General features: G+C 70.4%; 20 protein-coding genes. 14 read left to right on the forward strand and 6 right to left on the reverse strand.

Annotated features, from left to right (window positions below; all coding sequences use genetic code 11):
* Position 1: 1 nt before the first annotated feature.
* Complete coding sequence (locus tag NQ165_RS06120; RefSeq protein ID WP_257532065.1) at positions 2-1,180, reverse strand: MalY/PatB family protein; 1,179 nt, start codon at positions 1,178-1,180, stop codon at positions 2-4.
* A 236-nt stretch (positions 1,181-1,416) separates the two neighbouring features.
* On the opposite strand from NQ165_RS06120, the gene NQ165_RS06125 reads away from it, so the two are divergent.
* The 3 genes from NQ165_RS06125 (at position 1,417) to NQ165_RS06135 (ending at position 4,529) form a co-directional block, all read left to right on the forward strand.
* Positions 1,417-2,721: an extracellular solute-binding protein gene (locus NQ165_RS06125; protein WP_257526066.1), complete on the forward strand. Its 1,305-nt coding sequence runs from the start codon at positions 1,417-1,419 to the stop codon at positions 2,719-2,721.
* A 150-nt stretch (positions 2,722-2,871) separates the two neighbouring features.
* Positions 2,872-3,705 carry a carbohydrate ABC transporter permease gene (locus NQ165_RS06130; protein WP_257526065.1) on the forward strand — a complete coding sequence of 278 codons (834 nt, stop codon included), beginning with the start codon at positions 2,872-2,874 and terminating at the stop codon, positions 3,703-3,705.
* A complete protein-coding gene (locus NQ165_RS06135; RefSeq protein ID WP_257526064.1) occupies positions 3,702-4,529 on the forward strand; it encodes a carbohydrate ABC transporter permease in 828 nt (275 codons plus the stop codon). The genes NQ165_RS06130 and NQ165_RS06135 overlap by 4 nt, the downstream gene beginning before the upstream one ends.
* Before the next feature lie 35 nt (positions 4,530-4,564).
* Here NQ165_RS06135 and NQ165_RS06140 read toward each other — a convergent pair whose 3' ends face one another.
* Positions 4,565-4,921, reverse strand: a complete 357-nt coding sequence (locus NQ165_RS06140) for a hypothetical protein (protein WP_257526063.1) — start codon at positions 4,919-4,921, stop codon at positions 4,565-4,567.
* Between the two features lie 142 nt (positions 4,922-5,063).
* Here NQ165_RS06140 and NQ165_RS06145 point away from each other — a divergent pair, with 142 nt between their 5' ends.
* The 6 genes from NQ165_RS06145 (at position 5,064) to NQ165_RS06170 (ending at position 9,256) form a co-directional block, all read left to right on the forward strand.
* Positions 5,064-5,228: a hypothetical protein gene (locus NQ165_RS06145; RefSeq protein WP_257526062.1), complete on the forward strand. Its 165-nt coding sequence runs from the start codon at positions 5,064-5,066 to the stop codon at positions 5,226-5,228.
* Positions 5,229-5,271: 43 nt separating this feature from the next.
* A complete protein-coding gene (locus tag NQ165_RS06150; protein ID WP_257532067.1) occupies positions 5,272-6,102 on the forward strand; it encodes an aldo/keto reductase in 831 nt (276 codons plus the stop codon).
* Between the two features lie 333 nt (positions 6,103-6,435).
* A complete protein-coding gene (locus NQ165_RS06155; RefSeq protein WP_257526060.1) occupies positions 6,436-7,233 on the forward strand; it encodes a sulfite exporter TauE/SafE family protein in 798 nt (265 codons plus the stop codon).
* A 39-nt stretch (positions 7,234-7,272) separates the two neighbouring features.
* Positions 7,273-7,722 carry a MaoC family dehydratase N-terminal domain-containing protein gene (locus NQ165_RS06160; RefSeq protein WP_257526059.1) on the forward strand — a complete coding sequence of 150 codons (450 nt, stop codon included), beginning with the start codon at positions 7,273-7,275 and terminating at the stop codon, positions 7,720-7,722.
* A complete protein-coding gene (locus tag NQ165_RS06165; protein ID WP_257526058.1) occupies positions 7,719-8,120 on the forward strand; it encodes a MaoC/PaaZ C-terminal domain-containing protein in 402 nt (133 codons plus the stop codon). The genes NQ165_RS06160 and NQ165_RS06165 overlap by 4 nt, the downstream gene beginning before the upstream one ends.
* Positions 8,120-9,256: a UDP-N-acetylmuramate dehydrogenase gene (locus NQ165_RS06170; RefSeq protein ID WP_257526057.1), complete on the forward strand. Its 1,137-nt coding sequence runs from the start codon at positions 8,120-8,122 to the stop codon at positions 9,254-9,256. Before NQ165_RS06165 ends, NQ165_RS06170 begins: the two co-directional genes overlap by 1 nt.
* A gap of 75 nt (positions 9,257-9,331) precedes the next feature.
* Here the strand turns inward: NQ165_RS06170 and NQ165_RS06175 are convergent, their stop codons facing one another.
* A complete protein-coding gene (locus NQ165_RS06175) occupies positions 9,332-10,531 on the reverse strand; it encodes a pyridoxal phosphate-dependent aminotransferase (RefSeq protein ID WP_257526056.1) in 1,200 nt (399 codons plus the stop codon).
* Positions 10,532-10,631: 100 nt separating this feature from the next.
* On the opposite strand from NQ165_RS06175, the gene NQ165_RS06180 reads away from it, so the two are divergent.
* On the forward strand, positions 10,632-11,561 hold the full coding sequence (locus tag NQ165_RS06180) for an ABC transporter ATP-binding protein (RefSeq protein ID WP_257526055.1): 930 nt from the start codon (positions 10,632-10,634) through the stop codon (positions 11,559-11,561).
* A complete protein-coding gene (locus NQ165_RS06185; RefSeq protein ID WP_257526054.1) occupies positions 11,558-12,367 on the forward strand; it encodes an ABC transporter permease in 810 nt (269 codons plus the stop codon). The genes NQ165_RS06180 and NQ165_RS06185 overlap by 4 nt, the downstream gene beginning before the upstream one ends.
* Positions 12,368-12,406: 39 nt before the next feature.
* Here NQ165_RS06185 and NQ165_RS06190 read toward each other — a convergent pair whose 3' ends face one another.
* The 3 genes from NQ165_RS06190 to aceB all read right to left on the reverse strand — a co-directional run bounded on the left by NQ165_RS06190 (position 12,407) and on the right by aceB (position 16,172).
* Positions 12,407-12,742: a YciI family protein gene (locus NQ165_RS06190; RefSeq protein WP_257526053.1), complete on the reverse strand. Its 336-nt coding sequence runs from the start codon at positions 12,740-12,742 to the stop codon at positions 12,407-12,409.
* 135 nt (positions 12,743-12,877) lie between these two features.
* Entirely contained in the window at positions 12,878-14,473 is a 1,596-nt protein-coding gene (locus NQ165_RS06195) for an isocitrate lyase (protein ID WP_257526052.1), read from the reverse strand.
* A gap of 58 nt (positions 14,474-14,531) precedes the next feature.
* Positions 14,532-16,172, reverse strand: a complete 1,641-nt coding sequence (aceB, locus tag NQ165_RS06200) for a malate synthase A (protein WP_257526328.1) — start codon at positions 16,170-16,172, stop codon at positions 14,532-14,534.
* Between the two features lie 228 nt (positions 16,173-16,400).
* Between aceB and NQ165_RS06205 the strand changes: the two genes are divergently transcribed.
* The 3 genes from NQ165_RS06205 (at position 16,401) to NQ165_RS06215 (ending at position 21,405) form a co-directional block, all read left to right on the forward strand.
* Positions 16,401-17,879, forward strand: coding sequence for a helix-turn-helix transcriptional regulator (locus NQ165_RS06205; RefSeq protein ID WP_257526051.1), 1,479 nt, complete (start codon positions 16,401-16,403; stop codon positions 17,877-17,879).
* Between the two features lie 243 nt (positions 17,880-18,122).
* Positions 18,123-19,481, forward strand: a complete 1,359-nt coding sequence (gabT, locus tag NQ165_RS06210) for a 4-aminobutyrate--2-oxoglutarate transaminase (RefSeq protein ID WP_257526050.1) — start codon at positions 18,123-18,125, stop codon at positions 19,479-19,481.
* 556 nt (positions 19,482-20,037) lie between these two features.
* Complete coding sequence (locus tag NQ165_RS06215; protein ID WP_257532069.1) at positions 20,038-21,405, forward strand: NAD-dependent succinate-semialdehyde dehydrogenase; 1,368 nt, start codon at positions 20,038-20,040, stop codon at positions 21,403-21,405.
* Positions 21,406-21,408: the final 3 nt, after the last annotated feature.

Here is a 21,408-nt window from a genome sequence, read left to right on the forward strand (position 1 = left end):
GCTACGACGCCGCCGCGCGCGCGTCGAGCGCGGCCGCCATGCGCTCGACCGCCGTCCGCAGCAGCGGGCGCGGCAGAGCGAACACGAAGCGCACGTGACCTCGACCGGCCTCGCCGCACGCGATGCCGTCGATCATCGCCACCCGCGCATGCTCACGGAACCATTCCGCCAGGTCACCACCCAGGCCGTACGCGCGCAGATCGATCAGCGCGATGTAGGTGCCTTCCGGCATCGTCATCCGCGCAGCGGGGAGCAGCTCGCGCACCAGCTCCGCCAGCATCCGCCGGTTGCCGTCGAGATAGGCGACGGCGTCGTCGAGCCAGTCCGCGCCGCCGGCGAACGCCGCCGTGTTGGCGTAGACCCCGATCGTCGAGGTGCCGTGGCCGGCCCACATGCCGAACTCTTCCCACGCCGCGGCATCCGCGTCGTTCGAGAGGATCACCTGGGCGCACTTCAGCCCGGCGAGGTTCCACGCCTTCGAGGCGGATGCCGCCGTCAGCGTGTGCCCGGCCGCGGTCTCGGACACCGAGGCGTAGGGCACGTGGCGAGCCGGGCCGTAGACGATGGGCGCGTGGATCTCGTCGGAGAACACGCGTCCGCCTGCGGCATCGACCACCTCCGACACCGCGACGAGCTCGTCCCGCGTGAAGACGGTGCCGAGCGGGTTGTGCGGATTGCAGAGGACGAGCAGACCGCCCCCGTCGGCGAAAGCGCGGGCCACGCCCTCGAGGTCCATGACCATGCGGTCGTCCACCTCGATGCTCGGCACTTCGATGACCCGGCGGTCGTGCATGCCGGGCACCGTCAGGAACGGCATGTAGGCCGGCGTCGGCACGATGACGGCCGACCCGGGCGTGGAGAAGCGTTCGATCGCGAGCTCGAACGCCGCGATCACGTCGGGCACATGGTGCACCCGCTCGGGCGGTACGGCCCAGCCGTATCGGTCGGCGTACCACGCAGCGGTGGCCGCCGAGAGGTCGGCGGCGGCCTGCGTGGGCAGGTAGCCGGTCGCGCCGCGGTCCAGCGCGCCGGTGACGGCATCGCGCACCGCGGGTGCCACACCGAAGTCCATCTCGGCGACGAACGCGCCGATCGCGTCGGGGAACATCGTCCACTTCAGGCTGCCGCGCTCCCGCAGCCGGTCTTCGGTGAGGGCATCGACGTCGGTCGCGAAGGTCATGCCTCCACGTTAGGGCTCGCCGCAGACGACAACGCTCCGATGACGACCCGACGATGACGGCGTTGCCGGACGGTTAGCAGAAGAGCCGCCCCCGGACAACGGTCATCCCTCGGCGGGCTGTTCGGTGCACCATCGAGGCGGGCGAGGGTGCAGGGGTCGCCCGGACCGACGCCGCGCGCAGCGGATGCCGGGCGGCGCATCGCACCCCGCATGCTCGAGAAAGGACTCGGACCGGCATGGGCATTCGACAGAGGTCGCAGTGGCGACAGAGGGCCGTCGGCGCGGCTGTCGTGGTGGCAGCGCTGGTGCTGGCCGGGTGCGGCCGCGCGGACGACGGAGCGCCCTCGGGCGAGGCCGGCGCGGTGACCGACGGCCCCGCCACGGGCACGATCGAGCTGTGGGCGGCGGGGGCGGAAGCCGCGGAGCTGCCGGTGCTGTTCGATGATTTCATCGCCGAGAACCCCGACGTCGAGATCAACATGACGCCCATCCCCGAAGAGGAGTTCGTCACGAAGATGACCGCGGCGATCGCCGCGGGCACCGTCCCCGACCTGGTGTACGTCTTCACCGAGCACCAGCCCGCGCTCTTCGCCACCGAGGCGTTCGCGCCGGTCCCCGAAGGACTCGTGGACGAGGCGGACTTCTTCGCGTCGGTGTGGGAGAGCGGTCAGGTCGACGGCGTGTCGTACGGGGTGCCCTGGTTCACCTACGCCCGCGTCTTCCAGTACCGCGCCGATCTGGCAGAGGCCGCCGGCCTCGAGCCACCGCAGGACTGGGACGATCTGCGCGAGTTCGCCCAGACGCTGAAGGATGCCGGCGTGGCGTATCCGCTCGCCTTCTACGTCGTCCCCTTCGACGAGTACACCGCCGCGCAGTTCGACACGTTCGCGCATCAGAACGGCGGCGGCATCATCAGCGACGACGCCACGGAGTGGACCATCGACTCCCCGGAGAACGTCGAGGCGCTGGAGTTCTACGGTTCCCTCTTCGACGACGGCTTCGTCTCGCCCGACGGCCCGACCTCGGTCGACTCCGTGGCCTACCTGGCCCAGGACCGTATCGCGGGGGTGCTCAACGGGCCGTGGCTGCGTGGCTGGATCAAGGACGCGCACGGCCAGGAGTGGCTCGACGAGCACATGGCCGCGCTGGTGCCGCCCGCAGGCCCGGGCGGTGAGCGGGCCGCCTCGATCGGCGGCGGCAACTGGGCTGTGCTGGAGGACGCCGCCAACGCCGATGCCGCCTGGAAGTTCGTGCGGTACGCCTCGGAGCCCGAGACGCAGCTGGCCTGGTTCGCGAGCATGGGAAACCTGCCGACGGTTCAGGTCGCCTGGGACGATCCGGCGATCGCCGACGACGAGGCACTTGAGCAGGTGCGCGAGGCCATGGAGTACGGCGTCTCGGTCCCGCCGGTGCCGACATGGAACCAGGTCGGCAAGGCGCTGGGAGAGCAGATCGAGCGCGTGGCACGGGGGACCGCAACCGCGCAGGAGGCGCTGGATGCGGCGCAGGCCGAGGCGGAGTCCATCGGCGTCGGCCAGTAGATGACCGCCACCGTGACGTCGGGTCCGGAAGGCAGGGCAGCGCCCCCGCCTTCCGGACCCGGGGCGGCGGGGCGGCGATGGCGTGCGACGAACCCCCCGCGGCGGTCGTCGCTGCAACGGGCGCAGGCACGGGCGGCCTGGCTGTTCCTGTTGCCCTTCCTCGTGGTGACGGCCACCTTCACCGCCGTCCCGGTTCTCGCGGCCATGGGGATGAGCCTCACCGACATCACCTCGCGCGACATCCGCACCCCCTTCGCCGTCGACTTCATCGGCTTCGAGAACTTCGTGCGGGTGCTCGGCGACGCTGGCTTCCAGCGATCGATGCTCAACACCGCGCTGTTCGTGGTGCTGTGCGTCCCGCTCAGTGCCGGACTGGGCCTCGTGCTGGCCCTGCTGCTCGACAAGGGCATCCGGCGGCTGCGCACGTTCTTCCGCGCCGCCGCCTACCTTCCCGTCATCACCAACATCGTCGCCGCGGCGGTGATCTGGCAGTATGCCTTCGCCCCGCTCGGGCCGGTCAACGCCGCTCTGGAGGGCATCGGTGCGGCGGGACCGAATTGGCTGGGCGACCCGGTGTGGGCGGTGGCGACCGTGGTGATGCTGGCGGTGTGGCGCAACGTCGGCACGTGCATGGTGCTGTTCCTGGCGGGCCTGCAGGCCATTCCTCAGCAGGTCTACGAAGCGGCGGCGGTCGACGGCGCCACGGCCGCGCGCCGCTTCCGCTCCATCACACTGCCGCTTCTGCGCCCGGCGACGCTTCTGGTTGTGGTGCTCATGACGGTGTCGTTCCTGAGCATCTTCGAGGAGCCCTATCTGCTCACCGCCGGCGGGCCACTGGGCTCGACCCGGTCCATCGCCCTGTGGATCTATCAGCAGTTCGGCTTCGGCAACACGGCGATCTCGATGGCCGGATCGTTCCTCCTCATCGTGTTCGTCTCGATCGTCGCGGTCGTGCAGTTCCGTTTGCTGAGGCCCAAGCATTGAACGCGCCGTCGCGGCTGTCCTCGGCAGCGCTGTACACCGCCGTCGTCGTGATCGTCGGGGCACTGCTGCTGCCCTTCGTCTGGGTCGTCTTCGGATCGTTCAAGACCCAGGGGGAGTTCCTCTCCGACCCGGGAGCCTGGTTCCCGCAGAGCTTCCAGGTCCAGAACTACGTCGACCTGTTCGTGGAGGAGGGGTTCGGCCTCTACTTCGTCAACAGCGCCATCGTCTCGGTCGTGGCCGTCTCGGCCAACGTGCTGTTCAGCTCGATGGCGGGATACGCGCTGGCGAAGCTGGAGTTCCGCGGCAAGAACCTCGTCTTCTCGCTCGTGATCTTCGCCTGGATCGTGCCCTACGTGGCGATCTTCGTGCCGCAGTTCCTGGTGATCGTGCAACTGGGCCTGGTGAACACCCTGTCGGGCATCATCGCGCCGCTGCTGGTGACGCCGCTGTCGGTGTTCATCATGCGCCAGTTCGCGTACTCGCTGCCCACCGAACTGCTCGAGGCGGGCAGGGTGGACGGTGCGAGCGAGGCGCGCCTGTTCTTCGGCATCTTCCTGCCGCTGTCCGGCCCGCCCGTGGCCACCATCGCGATCCTGTCGTTCCTCGGGTCGTGGAACTCGTTCCTGTGGCCGTTGATCGTGGCCCAGAGCGAGGGGACGTTCACCCTTCCCGTGGCGCTGGCGGTGGCCTCGCAGGCATCCAACACCACGGAGTTCGGCATCCTGCTGGCCGGGGCCGTGGTCGTGCTGCTGCCGGTGCTGATCCTCTTCCTCTTCCTGCAGAAGTACTTCATCCAGGGGGTCGCCACCGCCGGCATCAAGTAGCGCCGGCCGCCGGCATCCCGGGAGGACCGAGGGGATCAGCTCAGCGCGCTGGAGGACTCCGGGGTGTCGTCTGCGACGTCCGCCGCGTCGGTGTCGATGTGCTCGGCGACGAGCATGACGCCGCCGGAGGAGTTCGCGCTGCTGGCGAGTTCCTCGACCCAGCTGCGGCTGAGCTGCGTCGGCTCCGGGTCGTCGAAGACGAAGCGCAGGGGGATCGACGGGTGGATCCACACGGTGCTGCGGCCGCGCTCCTGGTCGTCGGGATGCCGCCACGACACCGTGAAGCTCTCGCCACGGCGCAGCTTGGTCGCGATGACGACCTTCAGGTGCGCCAGCGCGCGATCCTCGATGTGTACGGGCGTGGACTCGCCCCCGTAATACAGCGTTCCCACGTCACTCCACTCTCTCGGTCTGGGCTAGATCACCGCCACCGACCAAGCGGCTGCAGCGACCCCAGCCTAGCGCCCTTACGATGCCCAGACCGTGAGCGCAAGCACCCCTCGCCGATCGGGGTCAGGCCTTACGTTCTTGGGCATGGTGTATCTGCTGGTGGGAGGGCCGAGGGCGCGGCAACTCGTTGATGATCTCCCCACGGGTTACCGACCGGCCCCCATGCCCGCGGGGTCCGACGCGATGACGCTCTTCGACGATCTCGTCGTGGAAGAGGCGCTGTGGACGGACCCGGTCGGGCTGCGCTGAGGCGACGCCCCACGCCGGTGCGGGACGTGCCAGGCTGGTGCGCATGACTGTTCCCACCCTCACGCTCAATGACGGCCACACGATCCCGCAGCTCGGGTTCGGCGTCTTCAAGGTCGACCCCACCGAGACGGAGCGCATCGTCTCCGACGCGCTCGAGGTGGGCTACCGCCACATCGACACCGCGGCCGTCTACGGCAACGAGGAAGGCGTCGGTCGCGCCATCGCCGCCTCCGGCATCCCGCGCGAGGAGCTCTTCGTCACGACGAAGCTGTGGAACTCGGACCAGGGCACGCAGTCGGTCTTCGACGCGATGGACTCGAGCCTGGAAAAGCTCGGCCTGAACCACGTGGATCTGTACCTGATCCACTGGCCGCGCCCCGATCTCGACCGCTACGTGGAATCGTGGCGCGCACTGGAGCAGCTGCGCGACCGCGGACTCACCCGGTCGATCGGCGTCTCCAACTTCCACCGCTCCCACATCGAGCGCATCCTCGCCGAGTCGGACACCGTTCCGGCGGTCGACCAGATCGAGCTGCACCCGGCCTTCGCGCAGCGCGAGCTGCGTGCGTTCATCGAGCCCCTCGGCATCCGCACCGAGGCCTGGGGCCCGCTCGGGCAGGGCAAGTACGACCTCTTCGGCGAGCAGGCGATCGTGGATGCCGCGGCCGCCCACGGCGTCACGCCCGCCCAGGTCGTCATCCGCTGGCACCTGCAGCAGGGGATCATCGTGTTCCCCAAGAGCAACTCCCGGCAGCGCATGGCCGAGAACTTCGACGTGTTCGGGTTCGAGCTCTCCGACGACGAGATGGCCGCGATCGACAGCCTGGACCGCGGTCAGCGGGTGGGGGCCGACCCCGATCAGGCCACGTTCTGATCCAGAACGAGAACACGGCCCGGGCGATGAGCCCGGGCCGTCTTCCCGGTCGGGGTGACCCGAACACCGCGCGACCGGGGTGAAGCAGATTCCACGCTAGCCGCGGCGTGCGGCCGAGCGCGAATTGCGTGAGAACACCCTCATCCGCGGCGCGGATGCCGATGCGGCCACCCGCCGCCCCGCGCATCGGAAGATTAGGCTGACCACCCGCGGCAGACGCCGCGCGACGCGAAGGATCGCCATGAGCTCACCCAGTCCGGGACGGTTCGACCAGGGCAGCGGCACCCTCGTGCCCGCAACGGACGGATGGGCGATCGACGAGGTGGTGCCGGCATGAGCGCGCCCGCGGCCCCGGTCCGTCGCACCCCCCGGTTCATCCTCTCGTGCCTGGGGGTCGGCCTTGCCGCGGGGCTTCTCTCCGGGCTCTTCGGCGTCGGCGGCGGCACGGTGATCGTGCCCCTGCTGGTGCTGCTGCTGCACTTCGACCAGCGTCGAGCGGCCGGCACGTCGCTCGCCGCGATCGTCCCGACCGCGACGGTCGGGGTGATCTCCTACGCCGTCAACGGCTCCGTGGCCTGGATCCCCGCACTCCTCCTCGCCGCCGCGGCGGTCGTGGGCGCGCAGCTGGGCACCTGGCTGCTGGCGCGGGTGAACCAGAACGCCCTGCGGTGGGGGTTCGTCGGGTTCCTCGTGGTGGTCATCGTCTCGCTGTTCATCGTCGTGCCGTCCCGTGACGCGCAGCTCGTGCTTTCGTGGGGCACCGGACTCGGCCTGATCGCGCTGGGTTTCATCACCGGCATCCTCGCCGGTCTTCTGGGCGTCGGCGGCGGTGTCGTGGTCGTTCCGGCCCTCATGCTCCTCTTCGGCACGAGCGACCTGATCGCGAAGGGGACGTCGCTGCTGATGATGATCCCCACCGCCCTCTCGGGGACGATCGGCAACATCCGGCGGCGCAATGTCGACCTCGTCGCCGCCGCTCTCGTCGGCGTCGCCGCGTGCACGACGACCGCGCTGGGGGCGTGGTTGGCGACCCTGTTGGACCCCCTCGCCGCCAACATCCTCTTCGCTTTTTTCCTGGCCTTCATCGCCGTGCAGATGGCGCTCAGGGCGCTGCGTGCGCGCCGGGCGTAGACCGCGGTCGGTCGGCGCGGCTGTGGGAGGATGGAACGCGTGTCCGTGAATCCCGAGCTGGTCGAGCGTGTGTTCCCGCCGACCCCGCCGTACCTCGTGGGGCGAGAGAAGGTGCGCGAGTTCGCACGCGCCGTCCACGCCACCGACCCGCAGCACACCGACGTCGCCGCAGCCCGCGAGCTGGGCTACCCCGACGTCGTGGCGCCGCCGACGTTCGCGATGGTGGTGCAGGATCTGACCCTCCAGCAGCTGCTGGCCGAGCCTGATTCCGGCATCGCGCTGGAGCGCACGATCCACGCCGAGCAGCGCTTCCGCTACAGCCGGCCGATCGTCGCAGGCGACGAGATCACGGCGACCCTGTCGATCACGGGCGTGCGTCCGTTCGGCAAGGGCGCGATGGTCACCAGCGAGGCCGAGATGACCGACGCCGCGGGCGACCACGTCGTCACCGCTGTGTCGGTGCTGCTGATCGGGGGAGAGGACGAATGAGCGACCTGACCGTCGGCGACGTCGTCGCGCAGCGCACCGTGCACCTGACCCGCGAATCCCTCGTCCGCTACGCGGGGGCATCGGGTGATTTCAACCCCATCCACTACCGCGACGACGTCGCCGCCCGCGTCGGGCTTCCCGGCGTGCTGGCCCACGGGATGCTCACCATGGGGCTCGCCGTCGAGACGATCGTGCCGTGGCTGGGCGACTCCGGCCGCATCCTCGACTACGGCGTGCGCTTCACGCGCCCCGTCGTGGTGGATGCCGAGGACGGTGCCGATGTCGAGGTGACCGCCACCGTCGGCGCACTGGACGACGACTCCGCCCGCATCGATCTCAAGGTCACCTGCGCCGACACCACCGTGCTCGGCAAGGCCCAGGTGCGCGTGCGCCGCTGATGCCCGAGATCACCCCGCTTCCGCTGTCCCGGCTGACCACGCTGCGCGCCGGCGGCACTCCCCGCCGCCTCGTCGAGGCACGCACCCGCGACGAGCTGATCGAGACGGTGCGCGCGGCCTGGGCCGACGACGAGCCGTGGCTGGTCATCGGGGGAGGATCGAACCTGCTGGTCTCGGACGACCCCTTCGACGGCACCGTCGTGCTGGTGCGCACCTCCGGCATCCAGGCGCTGCCCTCCCCGCGCGCCGGGCGCGTGCGCCTGCGGGTGGAGGCGGGGCATGACTGGGACGACCTCGTGGCGTACACCGTCGCCGAGGGGCTCGCCGGCATCGAGGCGATGTCCGGGATCCCCGGCACGACCGGTGCAGCGCCCATCCAGAACGTCGGCGCCTACGGGCAGGAGATCGTGCAGACCCTCGTGGAGGTGGAGCTGCTCGACGAGGCCACCGGCGAGGTCGAGACGGTTCCCGCCGCCGACCTGGGGCTGGGCTTTCGCACCTCGGTGCTGAAGGACCACTACGGCACGGGCGCCGCCCGCCGTGGCGTCATCATCTCGGTCACGCTGGAGCTGACCGAGGTCGGTCACGGGGAGTTCCCGGTGCGCGGCGCGCAGCTGCGCCAGGCGCTGCGGCTCGAGCCGGATGCCACCGTGAGCCTCGCCTGGGTGCGCGAGACCGTGCTGGCCACCCGCCGCATGAAGGGGATGGTGCTCGACGACGCCGACCCCGACACGCACAGCGCCGGATCGTTCTTCCAGAACGCGGTCGTATCGGCCTCGTTCGCCCGCACCCTGCCGCCGGAGTGCCCACGGTGGCCAGTGGCGCCCGACCTCGACACGGTCACCGTCATCCCGCTGTCGGCCTTCGACGGCTCCGTCCCCGCGCCGGTCGCGCAGGAGCCGGAGGTGAAGGTCAGCGCCGCCTGGCTCATCGAGCACGCCGGGCTGCGCAAGGGATTCCGCCTGCCGCGCTCGCGGGCGGGTCTGTCGACCAAGCACGCGCTGGCGCTGACGAACCGCGGGTCGGCCACGGCCGAGGAGATCGCCGAGCTGGCGCGGTTCATCCAGCAGCGTGTGCAGTCCGATTTCGGGCTGATCCTCCAGCCCGAGCCGGTGCTGGTGGGCGTCGAGCTCTAGTCACGGCGTGCGCCGGCGCACGGCCTTCCGTGCGCCCCGGCCTCCGCTCGTGGCCGCGGGACCGGGGCCGACGGCTCAGGCGAACAGGCGCTGCAGACGCTGCACGCCTTCGAGCAGCTGGTCGTCGCCGAGCGCGTACGACAGTCGCAGGTACCCGGAGGGGCCGAACGCTTCACCCGGGACGACGGCGACCTCGGCCTGCTCGAGGATGAGGTCGGCCAGCTCCAGCGACGTCGTCGGGGTGACCCCGCCCCACGTGCGGCCCAGCAGGCCGGTGACGTCGGGATAGACGTAGAACGCGCCGAGCGGGTTCGGCACGGTCACACCGTCGATCTTGGCGAGCTCACCGACGATGAGGCGACGGCGGCGGTCGAACGCGACCCGCATCTGCTCGGCCTCGTCCTGGGGGCCGGTGAGGGCGGCGAGCGCTGCGCGCTGCGCGACGTTGTTGACGTTGGAGCTCAGGTGCGACTGCAGGTTGGCCGCCAGCTTGATGGCGTCGGCGGGGCCGACCATCCAGCCCACGCGCCACCCGGTCATGGCGTAGGTCTTCGCGACACCGTTGACCAGCAGCGTCTGGCCGGCCAGCTCCGGCACGGCCTCGACGATCGACACGGCGCGCGCTCCGTCGTAGACGAGGTTCTGGTAGATCTCGTCGGTGACCACCCAGATTCCGTGCTCGAGCGCCCACTGACCGATCTCGGCGGTCTCCTCGGGGGTGTAGACCGATCCGGTGGGGTTGGACGGCGACACGAACACCAGCACGGTGGTGCGCTCGGTGCGGGCGGCCTCGAGCTGCGCCACGGTGACCTTGTAGTCCTGGTCCGCGCCGGCGAAGACCTCGACCGGCACGCCGTCGGCCAGCGCGATCGCCTCGGGGTAGGTGGTCCAGTACGGCGCGGGCAGCAGCACCTCGTCGCCCGGGTTCACCACGGCCTGGAACGCCTGGTAGACGGCCTGCTTGCCGCCGTTGGTGACCACGATCTGCGAAGGGGAGACCTCCAGGCCGGAGTCGCGCATGGTCTTCGCGGCGATCGCCTCGCGCAGCACCGGAAGGCCGGCGGCAGGCGTGTAGCGGTAGTTCGCGGGGTCCCTCAGCGCCTCGGCGGCCGCGTCCACGATGAACTGCGGCGTGGCGAAGTCGGGCTCGCCCGCCGCATATGAGATGACGGGGCGACCGGCCGCCTGCAGGGACTTCGCCTTGGCATCCACCTTCAGGGTGGCGGACTCGGCGATGGCGGACAGCTTGCGGGACAGGGGAGCGCGTTCGGTCACGGTTGAAATCGTAGTGCGCGACCGTGCTTCGCGCCGGGCGAGCGGCGTTCACGGGCAACTGTGCGTAGGGAAAACATCGCCGATCACGCATGCTGTATCCATGGACATGGATGCCGTGCGGGTGGAGAACCTGCGCAAGACCTATGGCGATGTCGCCGTGGTCGACGACGTGAGCTTCACCATCGCGCGCGGCGAGACCTTCGCTCTGCTGGGCCCCAACGGCGCAGGGAAATCCACCACGGTGGAGATCCTGGAAGGGTACCGGCGCCGCACCGCCGGGTCCGTCAGCGTGCTGGGCGCCGACCCCGGCACGGCAGGGCTGGAGTGGAAGGCCCGCATCGGCATCGTGCTGCAGTCGGCGGGTCAGGGCGGCCTCTACACGGTGCGCGAGCAGCTGCGGCAGTTCGCCACCTACTACCCCCGCGCCCGCGACGTCGACGAGGTGATCGCCGCGGTCGGGCTCGAGGCGCAGGCCGGCACCCGCATCTCCAAGCTCTCCGGCGGTCAGCAGCGCCGCGTCGACGTGGCGCTGGGGATCATCGGCCGGCCGGAGCTGCTGTTCCTCGACGAGCCGACGACGGGGTTCGACCCGCAAGCGCGGCGCGAGTTCTGGCAGCTGATCCGCGGGCTGCAGGACGAGGGCACGACGATCCTGCTCACGACCCACTACCTCGACGAGGCTGCCCAGCTGGCCGACCGGGTGGCCGTGATCACTCGCGGGCGTCTGCGGGCGATCGGCCCGGTCGCCGGGTTCGGCGGGGAGCAGGCCCGCACGCCGCGGGTCACCTGGCGAGAGGGCGGGGTCACGCACGAGGCCCGCACCGCTCGTCCGTGGGAGTTCACCGCGGCGTTGGCCGAACGACTCGGCGGTGAGCCGGAAGGGCTGGAGATCCGCCGCCCGGCGCTGGAGGAGATCTACCTCTCGATGGTCGACGAGCAGGAAGGCGTGGATGCCGCCGGCGACACCGCGCTCGGCGGCGCAGAGGACGAGGCGCCCCAGGCCCCCGCGACCGAGGGGGCGGGTCGATGAGCGTCATCGCCCTCGGCGTGCACCGCGCCGCCTACGAGGTGCGCGGATACTTCCGCGCCGGCGACACCCTGTTCTTCACGTTCCTCTTCCCGGTGTTCATGCTGGCGCTGTTCAGCACGATCTTCCAGGAGGAGGGCGGCATCGCCGGCGGGCCGGGCGTTCCCGAGCTGTCGGCGGCCGAGCTGTACTTGCCGGCGATGCTCGCTGCGGGTCTGCTGCTGTCGGGCTTCCAGAACCTCGCGGTCGACATCGCCATGGAGCGCTCCGACGGCACCCTGAAAAGGCTCGGGGGCACGCCCCTGTCGCCGGTGAGCTACTTCGCGGGCAAGATCGCCCAGGTGCTCACCACGGGCGTGCTGCAGGCGTTCATCCTCATCGTCGTCGCAGCGGTCGTGTTCGATGTCGCGCTGCCGTCCGACGCGGAGTCGTGGATCACGTTCGCCTGGGTGTTCCTCCTCGGGCTCATCGCATCCGCGCTCCTGGGCATCGCGGTCTCTTCGCTGCCGCGCTCGGGGCGCAGCGCCACGGCGGTGGTCGTCCCCATCGCGCTCGTGCTGCAGTTCGTCTCGGGCGTCTACATCTTCTTCTGGCAGCTGCCGGACTGGCTGCAGTACGTCGCCAGCGCGTTCCCGCTGGTGTGGATGGCGCGTGGCATGCGCGCCGCGTTCTTGCCCCCCGAGTACGCCACCCTCGAGCCCGGTGACGGCTGGGAGCTCGGCTGGGTGGCGCTGGCGCTGGGCATCTGGCTGCTGGTGGGACTCCTGCTCAGCCGCGCGACCTTCCGCTGGATCCGCCGCGACGCGTGAGCCGAGCGCCCGCCCGGCGGGGCGGGCGCTGCCCCCGCGTCAGAGGTCCAGCGGCCAGGCCGGATGCAGCTGGATGACCCCTGCGGTGGCCATCGGATGCCGCGAGGCCAGCTCGACGGCTTCGTCCAGCGTCTCGCACTCGAGCACGTCGAAGCCGCCGAGGAGCTCGTAGGACTCGGCGAACGGGCCGTCGCTGACGATCACGCCGTTGCGCCGGCGTCGCACGGTCTTGGCCTCGGCGGCCGGTCGCAGCCGGTCGCCCAGCACAGCCCTGTCGGTCCCGTATGCCTCGTCGACCCAGTCCTCGATCGAGACGGGCGGCTCCTCGGGGGCATCGAGGTCGGGATCGGTGAGCACGAGCATGAGGTATCGCATTTGCGTCGCCTTTCGTTGGAGTGACGTTACGACAGCACGTCGCTGCGGCGGCAGGGGGAATCGACATTCCGGGAGAGGAAACGGCGGATGCCCCGGACCGGGTGGTCCGAGGCATCCGCCGTGTCGAGCGCGTGCTCAGCCGAACTGGTTCATCGTGTTGTGCGCGCCGCCCGCCTTCAGGGCCGCCGCGCCGGCGAAGTACTCCTTGTGGTTGTCGCCGATGTCGCTTCCCGCCATGTTCTGGTGCTTGACCGTCGCGATGCCCTCGCGGATCTCGCGGCGCTGCACGCCCCGGACGTACGCGAGCATGCCCTCGTCGCCGAAGTAGCCCTTGGCGAGGTCATCGGTGGACAGCGCGGCCGTGTGGTAGGTCGGCAGCGTGATGAGGTGGTGGAAGATGCCCGCCCGAGCCGACCCGTCGCGCTGGAACGTGCGGATCTTCTCGTCGGCCAGCCGGCCGAGCTCGGTGTCGTCGTAGGCGACGTTCATGAGCTCACCGCGGTCGTAGGCCGAGACGTCCTCGCCCTGCTCGGCCAGCTGGTCGTAGGCCTGCTGGCGGAAGTTGAGCGTCCAGTTGAACGACGGGCTGTTGTTGTAGACGAGCTTCGCATCCGGGATCTCCTCGCGGATCGCGTCGACCATGCCGGCGATCTGCTCCACGTGGGGCTTCTCGGTCTCGATCCACAGCAGGTCGGCGCCGTTGCGCAGCGAGGTGATGCAGTCCAGCACGACGCGCTCCTCGCCGGTGCCGGCGCGGAACTGGTAGAGGTTGCTCGCCAGGCGCTGGGGGCGCAGCAGCTTGCCGTCGCGCTTGATGACGACATCGCCGTTGCCGAGGTCGGACTCCGAGATCTCCTCGACGTCCAGGAACGAGTTGTACCGGTCGCCGAGATCGCCGGGCTCCTGCGTGACGGCGAGCTTCTGCGTCAGGCCGGCGCCGAGCGAATCGGTGCGGGCGACGATGATGCCGTTGTCGATGCCCAGCTCGAGGAAGGCGTAGCGCACCGCGTTGATCTTGGCGATGAAGTCCTCGTGGGGGACGGTGACCTTGCCGTCCTGATGACCGCACTGCTTCTCGTCCGACACCTGGTTCTCGATCTGGATGGCGCAGGCGCCCGCCTCGATCATCTTCTTCGCCAGCAGGTACGTCGCCTCGGGGTTTCCGAACCCGGCGTCGATGTCCGCGATGATCGGCACGACGTGGGTCTCGTAGGCGTCGATCTGCGCCTGGATGAACTCCGCCGCCGTCTCGTCGCCGGCGCTGCGCGCGTGGTCGAGCTGCGTGAAGAGCAGGTCGAGCTCGCGGGCGTCGGCCTGGCGCAGGAACGTGTAGAGCTCCTCGATGAGGGCCGGAACAGAGGTCTTCTCGTGCATCGACTGGTCGGGCAGCGGCCCGAACTCCGACCGGAGCGCGGCGACCATCCACCCGGAGAGGTAGAGGTAGCGCTTGTTCGTGGACTTCAGGTGCTTCTTGATCGAGATCAGCTTCTGCTGGCCGATGAAACCGTGCCAGACGCCGAGCGACTGGGTGTAGACCGACGAGTCCTGGTCGTACTCGGCCATGTCGCGGCGCATGATGTCGGCCGTGTACTGGGCGATCTCGAGCCCGGTCTTGAAGCGGTTCTGCGCCCGCATCCGGGCGACGGACTCGGGGTTGATGGCATCCCACGCGGATCCGTGCTCCGCCTTGAGCGCCTGGATGGCCTGGATGTCGTCCTGGTAGGTGGTCATTGCTGTTCCCTTCGTTGGGGTGTGAGTGTCGCGTCGCGCAGGCGACGGCGAGCGCGGGTCAGTCGGCCTCGATGAGGAAGCGCGAATACGCCGAGAGGGTGAGGAAGGCGGGGAAGTCCTGGCCGAGTGCGACCTCGCGGAACACCTCCGCGGCGTCGTCGAACCGATCGCCGCTGCGGCGCGGGACCTCGCCGAGCATCTCGGCGATGAGCCCCTCGATGTAGTCGCGGGTGATGCGGTCTCCCTCCGCGGTGGACAGATCCTGGTGGATCCACTGCCACACCTGCGAGCGGCTGATCTCGGCCGTCGCGGCATCCTCCATCAGGTTGTCGATCGCGACCGCACCCTGGCCGCGCAGCCAGGCCTCGAGGTAGCGGATCGCGACCGACACGTTGTCGCGCACACCCTGCGCGGTGATAGGGCGCCCGATGCGCACGTCGATCAGATCGGCCGCTGTGACGTTCACGTCGAACCGCTCGCGGTCCACCTGGTTCGGCTGCTCGCCCAGCACCGCGTCGAACTCTGCGCGGGCGACGGGGATGAGGTCGGGGTGGGCGACCCACGTGCCGTCGAAGCCGTCGGTGGCCTCGCGCTTCTTGTCTGCGGCCACCTTCTCGAACGCGCGCTCGGTCACCTCGGGGTCGCGGCGGTTGGGGATGAAGGCGCTCATCCCGCCGATCGCGAAGGCGCCGCGCTTGTGGCACGTCTGCACCAGCAGTTCGGTGTACGACCGCATGAACGGCACGGTCATCGTGACCTCGCTGCGGTCGGGGAGCACGAAGCGGGCGCCGCGGCCGCGGTAGTTCTTGATGATCGAGAAGATGTAGTCCCAGCGGCCCGCGTTCAGGCCGGCGCAATGGTCGCGCAGCTCGAAGAGGATCTCCTCCATCTCGAACGCCGCCGGCAGCGTCTCGATCAGCACCGTCGCACGGATGGTGCCGTGCGGGATGCCGACGTACTGCTCGCTGAACGTGAAGATGTCGTCCCACAGCCGCGCCTCTTCGCTCGACTCCAGCTTGGGGAGGTAGAAGTAGGGTCCGCGGCCGTTCGCGATCAGCTGCGCCGCGTTGTGGAAGAAGTACAGGCCGAAGTCCACGAGCGACCCGGATGCCGCCATCTCGCGACCGAAGCGGTCGGTGAAGCGGATGTGGTGCTCGATGAGGTGCCAGCCGCGCGGGCGCATCACGATCGTGGGCGTCTGCTCGGCGGTGACCTCGTAGCGCTTGCCCTCCGGGCTCGTGTACGACAGCTCGCCGCGGATCGCGTCGCGCAGGCTCAGCTGACCTTCGATGACGTTCTTCCACGTGGGGCTCGTGGCGTCCTCCTGATCGGCGAGCCACACCTTCGCGCCCGAGTTGAGCGCGTTGATCGTCATCTTCGGGTCGGTGGGGCCGGTGATCTCGACGCGACGGTCCTCGAGGCCGGGACCGGCGCCGGCGACCTGCCATTCGGCATCCTCGCGGATGTGCCGGGTGTCGTCGCGGAAGTGCGGGTCGTGGCCGTTGCCGATCTGGAACCGCCGGCGCATGCGGTCGGCGAGCCGGTCGTGGCGGCGGGAGCTGAAGCGCTGGTGCAGCTCGGTGAGGAAGGCCAGAGCGTCGGGGGTGAGGATCTCGTCGTAGCGGGAGCCGAGGCGACCGACGACGTCGACGGATGCCTCGCGCGTCGGGGTGGGGATCGGTGCGGTGCGCGTGCGCATCGGGGTGGCGGTTGCAGGTGTCATGTCCCTGTTCTCCTGTGAGCGAGTGCGGGTGAGTGTTCCTGGGCTGCGCGACCGGCGAGTGAGCCGGGTCTGCAGTCCGCGATCCTCGGTGCGGATCCCTGGGGGTGTGGCGTGGTTCCACTATCCGGTGAACATCCCGGGTCTGAACGGCCGAATCGGGTGTGAAGTTTCCCGATACTTCTGCATTCGTGACAGAATCCGGCCATGACGACCTCTCTCGATGTCGAGATCGACGCTCGCTCCGCCGACGATGAAGCGGTGGACGCACTGACGATGGGCCGGCGCATCCGTCAGCTGCGCACGGCCAGGGGGATGACCCTCGACGAGCTCGCCGCCGCCGTCGAGCGCGCACCCAGTCAGCTGTCGATGATCGAGAACGGCAAGCGGGAGCCGAAGCTCACCCTGCTTCGGGCGATCTCGCGGGCCCTGGGGACGACGCTCGACGCGCTGCTGGAGAGCCAGCCGCTCGACGAGCGGGCGACGCTCGAGATCCAGCTGGAACGGGCGATGCGCGGCCAGACCTTCCAGGCGCTGGGCATCGCGCCCTTCCGTGTCGGCAAGACGGTGCCCACCGAGGCGCTGAAGGCGATGATCGCACTGCAGGGCGAGATCGAGCGCCTGCGCGACGAGCGGTCCGCGACCCCCGAGGAAGCGCGGCGGGCGAATGTGGCGCTGCGGCGTCTCATGAGGACGCAGAACAACTACTTCGCCGACCTCGAGCAGCACGCCCGCGGCATCCTCGATGCCGTCGGCCACCCCGGCGGGCCGCTCACACAGCGGACGGCGTCGGACATCGCCGCGCACCTCGGCTTCACGCTGCATTACGTGCCCGACCTGCCGCAGACGACCCGCAGCGTCGCCGACATCAAGAACGGGCGGCTCTACCTCTCGAGCCGCGTCACGGCGAAGGCCGACCCGCGCACGGCCGTGCTGCAGGCGCTGTCCAGCCGCATCCTCGGGCACTCCGAGCCGCACAGCTACGCCGAGTTCCTGCGCCAGCGGGTGGAGACGAACTACCTCACCGGCGCGCTGCTGATCCCCGAGGCGCACGTCGTGCCGGCCCTGCGGGATGCCAAGGCCCGCAGAGCACTGTCGATCGAGGACCTGCGCGACACGTACTCCGTGTCGTACGAGACGGCCGCGCACCGGTTCACCAACCTCGCGACGACCCACCTCGGCATCCCGGTGCACTTCCTCAAGGTGCACGAATCGGGGACGATCACGAAGGCGTATGAGAACGACGACGTGAACTTCCCCACCGACCGGCTGGGGTCGATCGAGGGGCAGATGTGCTGCCGCAAGTGGACGAGCCGCGTGGTCTTCGACGTCGACGACCACTTCAACCCGTACTACCAGTACACCGACACCGGCAACGGCACCTACTGGTGCACGGCGCGGGTGGAGGCGTCCAGCGAGGGGGCGCACTCGGTCAGCGTGGGCGTGCGCTTCGATGACACGAAGTGGTTCCTGGGACGCGACACTCCGAACCGCGGCGTCTCGAAGCACTCGGTCGAGGCGTGCTGCCGCCGGGCGCCGGCCGACCTCGAGTCGGCGTGGCGCGAGCACTCGTGGCCGAACGTGCGTACGCCGCGGACGCTGCTGGCGACCCTGCCGACGGGCTCGTTCCCGGGGGTGGACTCGACCGAGGTGTACGAGTTCCTCGAGGCGCACGCGCCACGCTGAGCGCCGCCGTCGGGCGCTGCGCTGCTCCCGCGCGCTGCTCGTGTGTCGGGCGCTGCTCGCCCTCGCGCGCTGCTCGTGTGTCGGGCGCTGCGCGCCCTCGCGCGCTGCTCGTGTGTTCGGGCGCTGCTCGCCCTCGCGCGCTGCTCGTGTGTCGCGGATGGCGGGTTCCGCTGGCACGAGACTGTGCGTAAGCGACACTCGAGCAGCGCTCGGCGGGGGCGGGTGAGCGGTATGTTCGGGGCCATGATCATCGACGATCTCGCCCCTTCCCTCCCGCTCGGCGGACCCGGGCTGCCGCAGCAGCGCCGCATGGTGACCGCCATCCCCGGGCCGCGCTCTCGCGACCTGCTCGAACGCAAGAGCGCCGCTGTCGCGGCGGGCGTCGGTCACACCGTCCCGATCGCCGCGGTCGCCGCGGGCGGCGGCATCGTGATGGATGCCGACGGCAACGCGCTCATCGACCTGGGATCGGGCATCGCCGTCACCACTGTCGGCTCTGCGCACCCGAAGGTCGTCGAGGCGATCGCCGCGCAGGCCGCCCAGTTCACGCACACCTGCTTCATGATCTCGCCGTACGAGTCGTACGTCGCGGTGGCCGAGGCGCTGAACCGGCTCACCCCGGGTGACCACGAGAAGAAGACCGCGCTGTTCAATTCCGGCGCCGAAGCCGTCGAGAACGCCGTGAAGATCGCTCGCAAGCACACCGGCCGCCAGGCGGTCGTGGCCTTCGACCACGGCTACCACGGCCGCACGAACCTGACGATGGCGCTCACAGCCAAGGCCATGCCCTACAAGAGCGGATTCGGCCCCTTCGCCCCCGAGATCTACCGGGTGCCGGGGTCGTACCCCTTCCGCGACGGGCTGACCGGCGGCGAGGCAGCCGCCCGCGCGATCACGCTCATGGAGAAGCAGGTGGGGGCGGAGAACCTCGCCGCCGTCGTCATCGAGCCGATCCAGGGGGAGGGCGGGTTCATCGTGCCGGCGGACGGCTTCCTCCCCGCCGTCGCCCAGTGGTGCCGCGACAACGACGTGGTCTTCATCGTCGACGAGGTGCAGTCGGGCTTCGCCCGCACCGGAGCCATGTTCGCCAGCGAGCTGTTCGGCGTCGTGCCCGACCTCATCACGACGGCGAAGGGCATGGCAGGCGGCATGCCGCTGGCCGGAGTCACGGGTCGCGCCGAGATCATGGATGCCGCGCATGCCGGGGGCCTCGGCGGCACCTACGGGGGCAACCCGGTCGCGTGCGCCGCCGCGCTCGCCGCCATCGACGCCTTCGAGAACGACGGTCTCATCGAGCGCGCGCAGCAGATCGAGCGCCTCATGCTCGACCGGCTGCGGGAGCTCGCAGGGGCCGACCCGCGGGTGGGTGACGTGCGTGGCCGCGGAGCCATGATCGCGATCGAGCTCGCGGACCCGGGCACCGGCGCGCCGGACGCCGCGCTGGCCACCGACATCGCGCGGGCGTGCATCGCCGAGGGCGTCATCGTGCTCACCTGCGGAACGTACGGCAACGTGATCCGGTTCCTGCCGCCGCTCGCCATCGATGACGAGCTGCTCCACGAGGGCCTCGACGTCGTGGCATCCGCTATCGCCGCGCACTGACCCGCCCGCTGGCGCACCGGGCCGGGGTCAGGGCTCGGGGCTCGGGGCTGCGGGCTCGGGGCTGCTCGAGTGTCGCTTCCGCGCGGTCCGGGGGTCGGTGACCCGCCATTCGTGACACACGAGCGGCGCCGGGGGCGCGCGGCGGCGTGGGGCGACTCGGGCCCTCTGGGCGGCGCGGGAGTGCGCTGCGGCGGCGCGGGGCGGCTGCGGGCTGCTCGAGTGTCGGTTCCGCACGGTCGGGGGCTCGGCGGCGCGGCATTCGTGACACTCGAGCGGCGCGGGGTGCTGCGGGGGCGCGGCGCGGGGGCGCGGCGCGGGCGGGCGGGCGGCGGGGGCGCGCGGGGCGGCTGCGGGCTGCTCGAGTGTCGGTTCCGCACGGTCGGGGGTGCGGGTGTCGCGGCATTCGTGACACTCGAGCGGCGCGGGGGCGGCGGGGTGCGGGTGTCGGGCATGATGGCAGCGGGTGCCAGCGCCGGCACCCGTGCCGCCGGCATCCGTGAAGAGCCGACCACCCGGTCCACGCCGACCCCGCCGACGGCGGGCAGAACGGAGCACCATGAGCACGTACGCGGTCGTCAACCCCGCCACGGGGGAGACCCTCGCCACCTACCCCACCGCCACCGACGAAGAAGTCGAGTCGGCCCTGGCCACCGCGGATGCCGCCGCGCGCGGCTGGCTGCGGACGTCGACACCCGACGAGCGGGCGCGCCTGCTGCGCCGCGTCGCGGAGCTGCACCGGGAACGCCGCGACGACCTCGCCGCGATCATCGTGCGGGAGATGGGCAAGCCCCTCGCCGCCGCCGAGGGGGAGGTCGACTTCGCCGCCGACATCACCGAGTACTACGCCGACCACATCGGAGAGATCACCGGAGACACCCCCGTGGACGTCCTGGGCGACGGTACCGCGGTCATCCGCCGGGCGCCGCTCGGGGTGCTGCTGGGCATCATGCCGTGGAACTTCCCCTACTACCAGGTGGCGCGCTTCGCCGCTCCGAACATCGCGATCGGCAACGCCATCCTGCTCAAGCACGCCTCGCAGTGCCCGCAGTCGGCCGAGGCGATCGAGAGGATCTACGCCGACGCCGGCTTCCCGGCCGGGGTGTACACCGACCTGCGCCTGACCAACGAACAGGCAGCCGAGGTCATCGCCGACCCCCGGGTGCAGGGCGTGTCGGTGACCGGTTCCGAGCGCGCGGGCGCGGCTGTGGCCGAGGTGGCCGGACGCAACCTGAAGAAGGCCGTGCTGGAGCTGGGCGGATCCGACCCGTTCCTGCTGCTGTCCACCGACGACCTCGACCAGGCGGTGCAGGCCGCCGTCGACGCGCGGCTGGACAACGTCGGGCAGTCCTGCAACGGCGCCAAGCGCTTCCTCGTGGTCGACGAGCTGTACGACGCCTTCCTCGAGAAGTTCACGGCCGCGATGGCCGCAGCCACCGTCGGCGACCCGTTCGCCGAGGACACCGTGCTCGGACCGCTGTCGTCGCTGACGGCAGCGGAGCGCCTGGCCGAGCAGGTCGACCGCGCCGTGGCGCAGGGGGCGACGCTCGTCACGGGAGGCGCCCGCGACGGCGCGTTCTACCCCGGCACCGTGCTGACGGGGGTGACCCGCGACATGGACGCCTACCGCGAAGAGTTCTTCGGTCCCGTCGGGGTCGTGTATCGGGTCGCCGACGAGGACGAGGCGATCGAGATCGCCAACGACACCGGGTTCGGCCTGGGCTCCTACGTCTTCACCACCGACCCCGCGCAGGCGGAGCGCGTGGCCGACCGCATCGACGCCGGCATGGTCTACGTCAACCTCGTGCTCGCCGACTCGCCGGAGCTGCCCTTCGGCGGAGTCAAGCGCAGCGGCACCGGGCGGGAACTCGGCCTGCTCGCAGCGGACGAGTTCGTCAACAAGAAGCTGATCCGCGTCGCCGGCTGACCC

Origin of the sequence: Microbacterium sp. zg.Y1084, assembly GCF_024623595.1 — a bacterium.
In the GTDB taxonomy this organism is placed as follows: Bacteria; Actinomycetota; Actinomycetes; order Actinomycetales; family Microbacteriaceae; genus Microbacterium; species Microbacterium wangruii.

Excerpts from the sequence above, each read along its gene's own strand:
- NQ165_RS06120 (WP_257532065.1), bottom strand. The coding sequence starts at position 1,180 with ATGACCTTCGCGACCGACGTCGATGCCCTCACCGAAGACCGGCTGCGG.
- NQ165_RS06125 (WP_257526066.1), top strand. The coding sequence starts at position 1,417 with ATGGGCATTCGACAGAGGTCGCAGTGGCGACAGAGGGCCGTCGGCGCG.
- NQ165_RS06145 (WP_257526062.1), top strand. The coding sequence starts at position 5,064 with ATGGTGTATCTGCTGGTGGGAGGGCCGAGGGCGCGGCAACTCGTTGAT.
- NQ165_RS06150 (WP_257532067.1), top strand. The coding sequence starts at position 5,272 with ATGACTGTTCCCACCCTCACGCTCAATGACGGCCACACGATCCCGCAG.
- NQ165_RS06155 (WP_257526060.1), top strand. The coding sequence starts at position 6,436 with ATGAGCGCGCCCGCGGCCCCGGTCCGTCGCACCCCCCGGTTCATCCTC.
- NQ165_RS06165 (WP_257526058.1), top strand. The coding sequence starts at position 7,719 with ATGAGCGACCTGACCGTCGGCGACGTCGTCGCGCAGCGCACCGTGCAC.
- NQ165_RS06170 (WP_257526057.1), top strand. The coding sequence starts at position 8,120 with ATGCCCGAGATCACCCCGCTTCCGCTGTCCCGGCTGACCACGCTGCGC.
- NQ165_RS06180 (WP_257526055.1), top strand. The coding sequence starts at position 10,632 with ATGGACATGGATGCCGTGCGGGTGGAGAACCTGCGCAAGACCTATGGC.
- NQ165_RS06185 (WP_257526054.1), top strand. The coding sequence starts at position 11,558 with ATGAGCGTCATCGCCCTCGGCGTGCACCGCGCCGCCTACGAGGTGCGC.
- NQ165_RS06190 (WP_257526053.1), bottom strand. The coding sequence starts at position 12,742 with ATGCGATACCTCATGCTCGTGCTCACCGATCCCGACCTCGATGCCCCC.
- NQ165_RS06195 (WP_257526052.1), bottom strand. The coding sequence starts at position 14,473 with ATGACCACCTACCAGGACGACATCCAGGCCATCCAGGCGCTCAAGGCG.
- aceB (WP_257526328.1), bottom strand. The coding sequence starts at position 16,172 with ATGCGCACGCGCACCGCACCGATCCCCACCCCGACGCGCGAGGCATCC.
- NQ165_RS06205 (WP_257526051.1), top strand. The coding sequence starts at position 16,401 with ATGACGACCTCTCTCGATGTCGAGATCGACGCTCGCTCCGCCGACGAT.
- gabT (WP_257526050.1), top strand. The coding sequence starts at position 18,123 with ATGATCATCGACGATCTCGCCCCTTCCCTCCCGCTCGGCGGACCCGGG.
- NQ165_RS06215 (WP_257532069.1), top strand. The coding sequence starts at position 20,038 with ATGAGCACGTACGCGGTCGTCAACCCCGCCACGGGGGAGACCCTCGCC.